The sequence below is a fragment of the Pseudomonas sp. C 49-2 genome (assembly GCF_003970195.1).
Lineage (GTDB): Bacteria > Pseudomonadota > Gammaproteobacteria > Pseudomonadales > Pseudomonadaceae > Aquipseudomonas > Aquipseudomonas canadensis.
This window is the reverse complement of record NZ_RXYG01000021.1, coordinates 29,601-41,217: the sequence shown is the minus strand read 5'-3', so window position 1 is coordinate 41,217 and position 11,617 is coordinate 29,601. Positions and strand designations below refer to the sequence as shown.

General features: G+C 61.8%; 10 protein-coding genes. 5 read left to right on the top strand and 5 right to left on the bottom strand.

All coding sequences use genetic code 11. The annotated features are described in order from the left end of the window. Positions 1 to 2: 2 nt before the first annotated feature. A complete protein-coding gene (locus EJ576_RS27400; protein ID WP_126571579.1) occupies positions 3 to 1,109 on the bottom strand; it encodes an efflux RND transporter periplasmic adaptor subunit in 1,107 nt (368 codons plus the stop codon). Positions 1,110 to 1,211: 102 nt separating this feature from the next. Between EJ576_RS27400 and EJ576_RS27395 the strand changes: the two genes are divergently transcribed. From EJ576_RS27395 to EJ576_RS27385, 3 genes are all read left to right on the top strand, one after another. Next, positions 1,212 to 2,417: a multidrug effflux MFS transporter gene (locus tag EJ576_RS27395; RefSeq protein WP_126571578.1), complete on the top strand. Its 1,206-nt coding sequence runs from the start codon at positions 1,212 to 1,214 to the stop codon at positions 2,415 to 2,417. Positions 2,418 to 2,493: 76 nt separating this feature from the next. Then, positions 2,494 to 3,354: a pirin family protein gene (locus EJ576_RS27390; RefSeq protein ID WP_122728820.1), complete on the top strand. Its 861-nt coding sequence runs from the start codon at positions 2,494 to 2,496 to the stop codon at positions 3,352 to 3,354. Between the two features lie 68 nt (positions 3,355 to 3,422). After that, the gene (locus EJ576_RS27385; protein WP_122728817.1) at positions 3,423 to 4,868 is read left to right on the top strand and encodes a mechanosensitive ion channel family protein; all 1,446 of its coding nucleotides are present in this window, start codon (positions 3,423 to 3,425) and stop codon (positions 4,866 to 4,868) included. A 4-nt stretch (positions 4,869 to 4,872) separates the two neighbouring features. Here EJ576_RS27385 and EJ576_RS27380 read toward each other — a convergent pair whose 3' ends face one another. Further along, positions 4,873 to 5,310 (bottom strand): Rrf2 family transcriptional regulator, encoded by a 438-nt coding sequence (locus tag EJ576_RS27380; protein ID WP_068934276.1) that lies wholly within the window; start codon positions 5,308 to 5,310, stop codon positions 4,873 to 4,875. Positions 5,311 to 5,453: 143 nt separating this feature from the next. Between EJ576_RS27380 and EJ576_RS27375 the strand changes: the two genes are divergently transcribed. Continuing rightward, positions 5,454 to 6,338 carry an NAD(P)/FAD-dependent oxidoreductase gene (locus tag EJ576_RS27375; protein WP_126571577.1) on the top strand — a complete coding sequence of 295 codons (885 nt, stop codon included), beginning with the start codon at positions 5,454 to 5,456 and terminating at the stop codon, positions 6,336 to 6,338. Between the two features lie 87 nt (positions 6,339 to 6,425). Here the strand turns inward: EJ576_RS27375 and EJ576_RS27370 are convergent, their stop codons facing one another. Beyond that, entirely contained in the window at positions 6,426 to 7,268 is an 843-nt protein-coding gene (locus EJ576_RS27370) for an alpha/beta fold hydrolase (protein ID WP_126571576.1), read from the bottom strand. 331 nt (positions 7,269 to 7,599) lie between these two features. Here EJ576_RS27370 and EJ576_RS27365 point away from each other — a divergent pair, with 331 nt between their 5' ends. Then, positions 7,600 to 8,187 carry a LysE family translocator gene (locus EJ576_RS27365; protein WP_028616617.1) on the top strand — a complete coding sequence of 196 codons (588 nt, stop codon included), beginning with the start codon at positions 7,600 to 7,602 and terminating at the stop codon, positions 8,185 to 8,187. On the opposite strand, the gene EJ576_RS27360 is transcribed toward EJ576_RS27365, so the two are convergent. Both EJ576_RS27360 and EJ576_RS27355 read right to left on the bottom strand, forming a co-directional pair. Next, complete coding sequence (locus tag EJ576_RS27360; protein WP_122728809.1) at positions 8,129 to 9,022, bottom strand: AraC family transcriptional regulator; 894 nt, start codon at positions 9,020 to 9,022, stop codon at positions 8,129 to 8,131. The genes EJ576_RS27365 and EJ576_RS27360 overlap by 59 nt on opposite strands. A 63-nt stretch (positions 9,023 to 9,085) precedes the next feature. Continuing rightward, positions 9,086 to 11,548 (bottom strand): TonB-dependent receptor, encoded by a 2,463-nt coding sequence (locus tag EJ576_RS27355; RefSeq protein WP_126571575.1) that lies wholly within the window; start codon positions 11,546 to 11,548, stop codon positions 9,086 to 9,088. Positions 11,549 to 11,617 lie beyond the last annotated feature (69 nt).

Below are 11,617 nucleotides of genomic sequence, written 5' to 3'. Positions count from 1 at the left end.
GCTCAGTTGTCCTGTTTGCGGTTGAGGGCCAGTACTTGCGCGGGCAGCAGGCGCACGGCGTCACCGCTGTGCAGCAGGTGTGCGCCGAGAGCAACGATGACCTGGCCGGGGGCAACACCACTGTTGAGCAGCACGTCTTCCTGGCCGAGGCTGGCGACGTTCACGGGAGCAAAGCTGACTTTGTCATCTGCGCCGATCAGCCACACGCCGGTGCCTTGTCCCGCGTCATGCAGTGCGCCGATGGGCACGCGGGTTTGCTCGGCCTGGCCGTTGCCTTGCAGGCGCACGGTGATGGTGGAACCGAGGGCGAAGCGGTCGACGGCGCCGTGCAGCACGTAGCGGGCACGGTAGGTGCGGGTGGTCGGGTCGGCGCTGGCAGAGAGTTCGCGCAACGTGGCGCTCACCGCTTGGTCAGGCGCGCCGAAGGGGAAGGCCAGGGCTTTCTGTGAGGCCTGGTCGCGCTGGTTTTCCGGCAGGTTGACGATGGCTTCGCGGGCACCGTCATGGGCCAGGCGCGCCACAATCTGCCCTTCGGCGACCACCTGGCCGCGATCCACGCGCACGTCGGTGATGATGCCGTCGCCATCGGCTTTGAGCACGGAGTAGGTGCGACGGTTTTCGATCTGGCTGGCGTCGGATTGCGCCGAGGCCAGCTCGGCTTCGGCGACGCGCAGGTTGGTCGCGGACTGGTCGAAGATCTGCCGCGACACGGCGCCGGTATTGGCCAGGCGCTGGTAGCGGTTTTCGTCGTCACGACGCTGGCGCAGTTGTGCCTGGGCGGCGTTGACGCGGTTCTTTGCCGAGCGCAGGGCCAGTTCGAAGTCGCCGATGTCCAGCACCAGCAGGGTGTCGCCACGGGACACGTGCTGGCCAGGATCGACCTTGCGTTCGATGACTTTGCCGCTGACCCGGAAACCCAGGTCGCTTTCGGTACGTGCCGCGACCACGCCGGTATAGGCGCTCTGTTGGGTGCCGGCGGCTTCGACTTTGGCCGCGAGGACCGGGCGCGGTTGAGGGACTTCGGCGGCGGTGTCGGCTTTGCTGTTGCAACCATTGAGGACGATTAATAGGGCCAGGGGCGTGAGAAGACGCAAGGGAAGAGGGTGCATGGCGGGCTCCGGGGATAACCGTTGGGCAAAAAATTATGGACATAATTTTTTACGCATATTATGGTCGAAATATAAATTAATCCAGCCCCCCGGATACACCTCATGACAAATGCCCCGGTCCCCTCGCGAAGCCTACTGTTTTTACTGGTGGCCCTGACGGCACTGGGTGAGGTTTCGACCCAATTGATCATCCCTGGCCTTGGCGCCATCGAGCATGCATTGGCAGCGCCAGCCGGCTCGGCATTGATGGCACTGTCGGCATTTGTCGCTGCCTTTGGTCTCGGGCAATTGCTGTTCGGCCCGCTGTCGGACCGTATCGGCCGGCGTCCGGTGCTGATCGGCGGCCTGGTGCTGTACGTGCTGGCGACCTTGTCGATGCTGTTGGTCCACGACATCCACCAGTTCATCGCCGCCCGCGTGCTGCAAGGCCTGGGCGCCTGCGCCGCGTTGGTACTGGCGCGCACGGTGGTGCGGGACGTGTGGAAGGCCGAGGCGGGGCCTGCACTGGCCTTGACCATGATCGGCATGCTCTACGCCATTGTGGTGGCACCCATGGTCGGTGGCCTGTTGATCAAACTCTTCGGCTGGCACGCGCCGATCGTCCTGGCGCTGGTGATTGGCAGCGTGGTGTTGCTGCTGGCCTTGCTGTTCTTTCGCGAGAGCAACCACTACCTCGATCCCAAGGCCGGCCACTGGCGCACCCTCGGCGGGCAATACCTGGATCTGCTCAAGGGCCGTCAATACCGTGCGTTCGCCGTGGCCTTGGCGTGCACCTATGGCGCGATGTTTGCGGTGATTGCCGGTTCTTCGGCGGTGTTTATCAACCTGCTGGGCTTCAGCACTCTTGAGTACGGGATCAATTTCGGCCTGATCGTGTCGATGCTCATCGTCGGTTCCACCTACACCCGACGCAATATCCTGCGCCTGGGCCCCCAGCGGATTGTGGCGATGGGCGTGACAATGGTGGCCATCGGCGGCGTGTCAGCGCTGGTCATTTATGCGCTGTTCGGCCTATCGGTACTCGGCCTGGATATTCCGATCGCGCTGGTCACCCTGGGCGGCGGCCTGGTGCTGCCAGGGTCGGTGACGGGTGGCGTCATGCCCAACGCACACCGCGCCGGTCTGGCAGCAGGCTTGATGGGGTTTGCGCAGATGTTCGGCGCCACCTGCAGCGGCGTCTTGCTGAGCCAACTGCGCGATGGCAGTGCCGCGCCGATGATCATCATCCAGGCCTGTTTTGCGCTGACGGCCTTTGTCGCGTTTCATCTGCTGCGTCAGCGCCAGGTCAAGGGATTGTCCTATACGTAGGACGATCCAGGCCGCTTTTGCCGGCTAGTGCCCAACGGCCAGCAGCCTTATGGTGTATGCACTTTGGAGGTACACCATGAAAAAGCTTATCGGCATCTACACCAGCCCTCGCGGCCATTGGGTCGGCGACGGTTTCCCGGTGCGCACGCTGTTTTCCTACGACACCATGGGCAAGCACATCAGCCCATTCCTGCTGCTGGACCACGCCGGTCCGGCAGATTTCACGCCGACCGAACAACGTCGCGGCGTCGGTCAACACCCTCATCGCGGCTTTGAGACCGTGACCATCGTCTACGATGGCGAAGTCGAACACCGCGATTCCACCGGCGCCGGTGGCACCATCGGCCCCGGCGACGTGCAATGGATGACTGCCGCCAAAGGCATTCTCCACGAAGAGTTCCACTCCGAAGCGTTTGCCCGTAGCGGCGGGGCGCTGGAGATGGTGCAACTGTGGGTCAACCTGCCGGCCAAGGACAAAATGGCCGACGCCGGTTACCAGACGATTGTCGATGGCGACATTCCGGTACTGCCGTTGGCCAACGACGCCGGGCAACTGCGCCTGATTGCTGGCGAGTTTGCTGGCACCCAAGGCCCGGCCCGCACCTTTACGCCTATCGACGTGTGGGACTTGCGCCTCAACGCCAGCAAGCCCGTCACTTTGGACCTGCACGAAGGGCGTAATACAGCCCTGGTGATCCTGCGCGGTACGGTGTTGGTCAATGGCGCGGAAGTCGCGCGCCAAGGGCAATTGGCGCTGTTTGAGCGTGATGGTCGCCAACTGACACTGGAGGCCAACGACGACGCCAAGGTGTTGCTGCTCAGTGGCGAACCCATCGACGAGCCTATCGTCGGGCATGGCCCGTTCGTGATGAATACCGAGCAGGAGATTCATCAGGCGTTTGCGGACTTTCAATCCGGTCGTTTCGGCCAGATGTAAGCACACCCGCTATACCCTGCAGCGGCATTTCATGCGATCTTCACGGCATTCACCCTGGAGTCGCCTGGATGCCCTCATTTATCGCTGATCACCCGATGTTGTGCGCCCTGGCGCTGATCTTTATCGACATCGCAGTGTGGCGCCTTATTTCCGTCAACCTCGCCAACTGGAAGCTCGCGGCGCGGTTGGCGATCTTTGCCGTGTACAGCGCCGTGCTGTTCAACGACGGCATGAACCCCATGCAAATGGCACCCTATGCGGACAACACCGCATTGCACCTGGCGGCCACTGCCTTGCAGATCGGCTGGTGGCTGTTCGCGGCGCGCACGCTGACGGTGTTGCTCGGTGCGGTGATGATGCAGCGCGTCGGGCACACCGGGCGCCTGTTGCAGGATCTGGTCGGCGCCGTGATCTTCCTGATCGCGATCATCGCCGCCATGGCCTATGTGCTCGACCTGCCGGTCAAGGGCGTGCTCGCTACTTCCGGCGCGGTGGCGATCATTGTCGGCCTGGCGCTGCAAAGCACGTTGAGCGATGTGTTCTCCGGGATTGTGCTCAACACCACCAAGCCGTATCAGATCGATGACTGGATCTCTATCGACGGCACCGAAGGCCGGGTGACCGATATTGACTGGCGCGCCACGCGTCTGCAAACCTCCCAGGGCAGCCTGGCGGTGATCCCCAACTCCCTGGCGGCCAAGGCCAAGATCATCAATTTCTCGCGCCCGGCGGACATGTTCGGCCTCTCGGTCAGCCTGCAAGTCAGCCCCCATGCGCGCCCGCAAACGGTGATCGAGGCGCTGGAGCGGGCGATGCAGGGGTGTCGGCCGCTGCTGGGCAAGCCGGCGCCGAGTGTGGCGTTCAAGACCTCGGCCAGTGGTGGTGTGGAGTATGAAATCAGCGGTTTTGTACCGGCCATGACCCTTAAGCGTGAAGTGCGCAACCAGCTTTACGATTTGGCCTTCCGTCACCTGCAAGCGGCGGGCGTCGGCCTGCTGTCTGCCACTGAAAGCAGCACACCGCCGGCAATGTCTGCGGCGCGCGCATTGCTGGAGCGTTCGTCGATTTTCTCCACCTTGCGCCAGGAAGAGAAAGACACCTTCAGCCAGAACATGACCCTGCACACCTACCGCGCCGGCGAGATGATCCTGCCGGCCGGGGAGGTCAGTGATCATTTGTTTATCGTCGAATCCGGGGTGGTCTCGGTGATGCTGACCAAGGGCGGACACAAGTTCGAAGCCGGGCGCATGGGGCCGGCGGAGGTGATTGGCGAGGCGGGTATTCTGTCAGACCAGGCGGCGCTGGCGGATTTCTCGGCCAAGACCTTCTGCACCCTGTACCGCATCGAGAAGGAATACTTGAAGCCCTGCCTGGATGCGCGGCACGACATCAGCGAGGCCATGAAAACCTTGCTGGATTTCCGCCTGCACGCTGCGCAGGCCTTGACTCAGGACGCGCCGGTGGTACCCGTCAAGAAGGGTTTCCTGCAATGGTTGCGCAATCGCGGGTTGTAGCCGGTCAACGCGCCATGGCGATGCGATAGCGCTGGTCAAAGTCATTCGCCAATTGTTCCAGCGTCACATCCCCCAGCCGCGCCAGCAACAACGACTGAGCCTGGTCAAAGGCATCGGTCAGCGCTGCGTTCACCGCCTGTTCCACCAGGCATTGCGGGTGGTCGGTCGACAGGCCGATGGCGAATATCGACGGCGTGCCCAGGGCGTTGTGAATCTCCAGCAAGGTGATCTCACTCAGGGGCTTACCCAGGCTCCAGCCGCCCTGGTGACCTTTCTCCGAGCGTACATACCCTTTTTCCTTGAGCAGCCCGAGTGTGCGCCGCACCACAACCGGGTTGGTGCCGAGCATTTGCGCGATAGTCTCCGAGGTTGCGCGCTCTTCATGGCGACCCATGTGGATAAGTACGTGGAGCATGCGCGACAGTCGGGTGTCATTTCTCATTAATAAACCTCAGGGTGATTCGGACCAAAGTATCGTTCGTAACCTAAAAAGTTGCGAGAGTCTTGACGCAGTATTTTCACGTAACATATGGTGTGTCGTGAAAGCATTCGGACAACCGAATGCGTAAAGCAGGGATCACCATCATGATGTACGACGTCATTATCGTGGGCGGCAGCTATGCCGGTCTGTCAGCAGGCTTGCAACTGGCAAGGGCGCGACGCCAGGTGCTGGTGGTTGATGCGGGGCAACGGCGCAACCGTTTTGCGGCAACGTCTCACGGTTTCCTCGGCCAGGATGGCCAGGCTCCGGAGGCCATCGTTGCTCAAGGCCGCAGCCAATTGATGCAGTACCCGACGGTCACTTGGGTGCAAGACAGCGTGATTGAGGCGGGTGCAGAATCACAAGGGTTTGCCGTTCGCAGCGAATGCAACGGTACCTTTCACGCCAAACGCCTGATCCTGGCCACTGGGGTGGTGGACACGTTGCCCGCCATCGAAGGCCTCGAACAGCGGTGGGGCAAGCACGTTTTCCATTGCCCTTACTGCCACGGCTACGAGCTGGACAAAGGCCGCATCGGTGTGTTGGCAACTTCACCCCTGGCCATGCACCACGCACTGATGCTGCCGGACTGGGGCACCACCACGTTGTTCACCCAGGGCGTGTTCACCCCGGATGCCGAACAACAGGCGCAGTTGGATCGGCGTGGGGTCAGCGTGGAAAGCGGCGCGGTACGGCGCATCTTCGGCGAGCGAGCCGACCTGGAGTTGGACGATGGCCGAGTGTTCAGCCTCGACGGCATCTTTACGATGTCTCGCACCCAAATCAGCCCTTTGGCCGCGCAACTGGGCTGTGAGCTTGACGACGGCCCCACCGGTGCTTACCTGCACACCAATGACATGCGCCAGACATCCACGCCTGGCGTGTTTGCCTGTGGCGATGCGTCCCTCGCCGCCGGATCCGTAGCGCTGGCCGTGGCGGAGGGCGTGCGCGCCGGAGTCGGCGCGCATTTTTCGTTGATCAACGGTTGAGGTACACCGGGCTGTCCGTGGACAACGAAGCCTTTACCGCCAGGTTCATGATCGGTGATCAACACTGCGCGCCGGCGGGTACAGCGTCTATTTGCTGTCAAGGAAGCCCAGTACGGCCGCATTGAACAACGCCGGGTCCTGCAGGAACGCAAAGTGGCTGGTGTTCGGCAGGATCAACAGGCCAGCACCTGGAATGGTCGTTGCCATGTACTCGGTGTGTTCGCGCTTGATTGCTTCGTCATGGTCGCCGTCGGCAATCAGAATCGGCGTCTTGATGCTCTGCAGTTGGGCGTCGGTCCAGTTCGGCTGGCTGGCCCACATATGGCTGATCTGCTCGACAAACGCGTCGTACTCTTTAGGCGTCGGCGACAGTTTGGCGTACTCCTTGCCAGCGCGTTCGATAAAGGCGGCGAAGGTCGGATTTTTTTCCACGGCGTCCTTCACACCCGAGGTCTGGGTGTTGGCGGCGAAGGCGAAAACTTTGCCGATACGGTCCGGGTGACGCAGGGCCAGGTCGATGCCGATGATGGCGCCGTCGCTCCAGCCGACGATATCGGCGCGGGGGATCTTCAGGTGGTCGAGCACGGCCACCACATCGTCGGCCATCAGGTCATAACCGTAGGGTTTGTCATCCCGCGAACTGCGCCCGTGGCCACGGCTGTCGATACTGATCACCGTGTGCTTGGCCGCCAGCGCCTTGACCTGGTTGCCCCAGTAATCGGAGTTGGACAAACCGCCATGCAGCAGCACCACGGGTGAGCCATGACCGGTGCGGGTGTAGTAGACCTTGATGCCGTTGACGCCGGCGTAACCGGTTTTCGCGCCCGCCACGGCGGCGGGAGTCGGCGGCAGGGTTTCCCAGCGTTCAGCGGCTTGAGCCGCAGAAAAAGACAGCATCAGGCAGGCAGCTGCCAACAGACGACGTGACATAGCGGTTCCTTCTTTGCGATGAGTAGGGGCTGAACTCTAGCACCGGCTCCTGCACGGGAAATACGCATTTTTGCCTATCAAAATCGGCCTTTCGAAAGAAAAAAATGCAGTTATATCAATGGAATAAAAGCATCTAAACGACCTTGTGGGCGATCAGGCCATTGGCACAATCGATCAGCGTGTTGCTGGTCGAGCGTGGTTGCCAGTCCAACTGCAGGCGGGCTTTTTCGTCGAGTGGCTAATCCGACGAGGGTCATTTTGTTCAATACCGCGATCTGACTCGCCGTTTACCGTGGCCACACCATCACGGTTTCGAACAAAAGGAGTTGCAATGAGCTTGATTATTTCCATGGCTGCCTTCGCCCTGGCCACGTCCATCACGCCGGGTCCGGTGAATGTGGTGGCGCTGAGTTCGGGGGCTCGCTTCGGTTTTGTCGCCAGCCAGAAGCATGTGTTCGGTGCGGCCGTCGGCTTCACGCTGTTGCTGGTGTTGATTGGGCTGGGCTTGCATGAGGTGCTGGTACGCTGGCCGATTTTGACCCAGTTGATCCAGTGGGGCGGGGTGGCCTTCCTGCTGTACATGGCCTGGAAACTGGCCGCGGACGATGGCCGGCTGGATGCCGAGGGCGCCGCAACGGCGCCGTCGATGGTCTATGGGGCGATCATGCAATGGCTCAACCCCAAGGCGTGGCTGGCCTGCGTGGCGGGGATGGGCTTGTTTGTGGCGGATGGCGACGCCGCACAGGTCTGGCTGTTTGCGGCGCTCTATCTGGTTATCTGCTACCTGTCGGTGGCGTGCTGGGCCTACGCCGGCACATTCCTGCGCCGCTACCTCGGCAACCCTCAGGGCGTTCGCGTGTTCAACCGCTCAATGGCCGCGTTGCTGGTGGCCAGTGTGGGTTATTTATTGATGGCTTGAGTCGGTCGCGGTACTGCCCCGGCGTGGCAGCGAAATGCTGCTTGAAGGTGCGCTGGAAGTGCGCCTGGTCGGCAAAGCCTGCGGCCAGCGCGACGTCGGCGATCAGTTCACCCTGGCGCAATTGCGCGCGGGCAAACTGGATACGCTGGTTGACCAGGAATGCATGGGGCGTCAGGCCGTAATACTGCTTGAACGCACGGATCAGGTAGGACGGTGAAAGCTCGGCTGCTACACAGATATCTTCCAGTTTGAGGGCGTCGGTGCAGTGTTCGCGGATGTAGTCGGCGGCGCGTTCCAGCTTGTGGTTGACCTCACGCACCGGCGTGTCGGAGGGGTTGAGGCGCTGTTGAACTTCAGTGAAGTAACTCACCAGTGCGCTCTGTTTTTGCAGGTGTTCGGCCTGTTCATCCGCCAGTATCCCGTACAACTCCAACAGGCCGTCGTAGAGCACCGTGTCCCGGGTGTAGGGCGTGCTGAATGGGCGGTAACCCTGGTCCGTGCCGAACCCCAACTGGTGTTGCAAGTCTGTCAGCCAGGGCGTGTCGATGTACAGCATCTGGTAGGACCACGGCTCATTGGCGATGGGGTTGCAGGCGTGTACGTCGCCAGGGTTCATCAACACCACCGTGCCGGCGCTGATCTCAAACGTTTCGGCGCCGTAGTGGTAATAGCTGCGTCCGGTGGTGACTACACCGATGGAGAAATGCTCATGCGCGTGACGGCTATAGGTCACCTTGCGCCCATCGGCGATGGTGCGCGCTTCGATGAAGGGCAGGCGCTCGTCGCGCCAGAAGCGCGGCGAGCGTGAGGGGTGAGCGAGGCTGTTCGGCGACATGGCGGCGGGTCCCTCCCTTGAGCAAGTGAAGGGATCATTGCACAGACCTCCACCGTCGTCATCTCAGAAATCCCACTTGGTCGCCAGTTGCAGGCTGCGGGGTTCGCCGTAGAAACCGGTGCCGAAGTTGCCCAGGCCGGTGTAGTACTTTTTATCGAACAGGTTCTTCACATTCAGCGTGGTGCTCAAGTGCTCGTTGAAGCGGTAGCGTGCCATCAAGTCAACCAGGTAGTAGCTGTCTTGGGTGATGCGCGAGTTATGGCCGAAGTTGACCGTATCGTTTGGATCGGGCTGGAATACATTGCCAAAGAACTCGCTTTGCCAGTTCACACCGCCGCCCACGGTGACGTTCTCCAGCGCGCCGGGCAGGCGGTAGGTGCTGAACAGGCGCACCACTTGCTGTGGCGTGGTGGTTTGCAGCACCGAGCTGTACACGTAGCCGTTGTTGGCATCGCGGGTGTGCTGGTAGGTGTAGCCGGCGGAGACATTCCAACCGTCCAGCACCTCACCCGACAGTTCCGCCTCGAAACCTTTGGTAGTCGCACCGGCAATCGGGCGATACACCGAGTCGGTCTCGAAGCCTGAGACGTATTCGGCCACATTGTCCTGCTCGATGCGGAACGCCGCAAAGCTGGCGTTCAGGCGGCCCTCGTAGAACGCGGCCTTGATCCCCGCCTCGTAGGTGTCGCCTTCGATGGGATCAAGCAGCTTGCGGTCGGCGTCCTTGCTGTTCTGCGGGCGGTAGATCTGGGTGTAGCTGGTGTACACCGACCAGGTGTCGTTGAGGTCGTAGACGATCCCGGCATACGGCGTGACCACGCCGCTCTGGTGATAGCTGGTGCGGTTGTCGGGTTTGGTCGGGTCGTAGAAATCGGTGTTGTCGGTGCCGCTGAAATTGCTCACGCGGGTGCCGAGGATGACCGATAGATCATCGGTGGGTTTCAGGCGTGTGGCCAGGTAGGCGCCGGTCTGGCGCTGCACGATATCGTTCTGGCCGCTGCGCGGTATGTCGGGTTTGGCGTATTCGCCGTGCCAGTCGAAGATGCTGCCGCCCACGGGCGGGTACACCGAACCGTACACCGGCACATCCTGTTTGGAGCGAGTGGCCATGAAACCCATGATCAACTCGTGTTCTCGGCCGAACAGGTTGAACGGCCCGCTGAGGTTCACGTCCAGGGTGTTCTGCACTTGGTCACCCTTGTATTTGCCCATGAACATGTACATGTTCTCGCCGCTGACCGGGTCTGGGTTGCCGCCGCTGGCGGAGGCGAGCAGGGTGTCGTGCTGGCTGCGCTTGCGGTCGAGGCTGACTTTGAGCGACCAATCATTCGCCAGCTTCTGTTGCACCGAGGCGAAGATAGTCTGGTTGTTGAAGTCGCGACGGCTCCAGTCGGCGGCCGGGTTGAATGAGCGCGAGAAATTCGTGCGCGAGCCGTCGCTGAAGTACATCGGGAAACCGGTCCAGCTGGCGCCGCGGGAGCGGGTGTCCTGCTGGTCGATACCGAAGGTCAGCAGTGTGTCGGGTGTGAGGTCGGCCTCGAGGATGCCGTAGGCGATGTCCTTGGTGTGCTGGTAGTGGTCCAGGTACGACTGGCGATCCTGGTACACACCGACGAAGCGGCCGCGCACGTTACCGGACTCGGTCAGCGGGCCGGAAATGTCGCCTTCGGTGCGGTAATTGTCCCAGGAACCGAAGGTCTGGGTCACCGAGGCTTTGAACGCTGCCGTGGGCTTTTTGCGAATCAGGTTGACCGTGGCCGAAGGATCGCCGGAGCCGCTCAGCAGGCCGGCAGAACCCTTGATGATTTCCAGGTGGTCGTACACCGCCATGTCGGTGCTGGTGGTGCCGTAGTCATACACCCCGTCGTAGGTAGAGTTGACGCCGTCGTACTGGAAATTGGTGATCGGCAGGCCACGGCTGGAGAACTCCCAGCGCTCGCTGTCGTAGTTTTGCACGCTGACGCCGGGGGCGCGGCGCAGGGTATCGGCGATGCTGTTGGTGCCCTGGTCGTCCATCTGCTGACGGGTGATCACCGTCACCGACTGCGGGGTTTCACGCATCGACAGCGGCAGGCCAGTGGCCGAGGCCATGGAGCCGGTGGTGTAGGAATGGGTTTCTTCGGTGGTGGCGCCCAGGTCTTGGCCGGAAATCGTGGTAGCGCCCAGCTCCAGCGCGCCGGTGTTGGCGGGGATCAGCTCCAGCACGTAGCCGTTGTTGCCCTGAGGTAGGGCCTGCAAACCGCTGCCCTGCAACAGGCGCTGCAAGCCGGCCGCCGGGGTGTAGTTGCCGTTCAGGCCGGGACTGGTCTTGTCCGCGGCGAGGCTGTTGTGGCCGGCGATGAAAATGCCTGACTGCTCGGCGAAGCTGTTCAACACACTGACCAGGGACCCGGCGGCGATGCGGTATGGGCGGGCGGCTTCCTGGGTCGAAGGCGAGTCGGCGGCGTGTACCATCGGCGCGCCGAGGCAGAACAGCGAAGTGGCCAGCGCTAATGGGCGCAGCGCGAAGCGAGCAGGTTGCGACATGGATGTTTCCCTTTGGATCAAATCGATCGGCGAATTCAAAGCGTCTGCAGGGTTAACCGAACGAGTGTT

What these genes read in the sequence shown, in the direction of transcription:
- EJ576_RS27365 (WP_028616617.1), top strand. Translation starts at nt 7,600, where the DNA reads ATGAGCTTGATTATTTCCATGGCTGCCTTCGCCCTGGCCACGTCCATC.
- EJ576_RS27355 (WP_126571575.1), bottom strand. Translation starts at nt 11,548, where the DNA reads ATGTCGCAACCTGCTCGCTTCGCGCTGCGCCCATTAGCGCTGGCCACT.
- EJ576_RS27375 (WP_126571577.1), top strand. Translation starts at nt 5,454, where the DNA reads ATGATGTACGACGTCATTATCGTGGGCGGCAGCTATGCCGGTCTGTCA.
- EJ576_RS27395 (WP_126571578.1), top strand. Translation starts at nt 1,212, where the DNA reads ATGACAAATGCCCCGGTCCCCTCGCGAAGCCTACTGTTTTTACTGGTG.
- EJ576_RS27370 (WP_126571576.1), bottom strand. Translation starts at nt 7,268, where the DNA reads ATGTCACGTCGTCTGTTGGCAGCTGCCTGCCTGATGCTGTCTTTTTCT.
- EJ576_RS27385 (WP_122728817.1), top strand. Translation starts at nt 3,423, where the DNA reads ATGCCCTCATTTATCGCTGATCACCCGATGTTGTGCGCCCTGGCGCTG.
- EJ576_RS27400 (WP_126571579.1), bottom strand. Translation starts at nt 1,109, where the DNA reads ATGCACCCTCTTCCCTTGCGTCTTCTCACGCCCCTGGCCCTATTAATC.
- EJ576_RS27360 (WP_122728809.1), bottom strand. Translation starts at nt 9,022, where the DNA reads ATGTCGCCGAACAGCCTCGCTCACCCCTCACGCTCGCCGCGCTTCTGG.
- EJ576_RS27380 (WP_068934276.1), bottom strand. Translation starts at nt 5,310, where the DNA reads ATGAGAAATGACACCCGACTGTCGCGCATGCTCCACGTACTTATCCAC.
- EJ576_RS27390 (WP_122728820.1), top strand. Translation starts at nt 2,494, where the DNA reads ATGAAAAAGCTTATCGGCATCTACACCAGCCCTCGCGGCCATTGGGTC.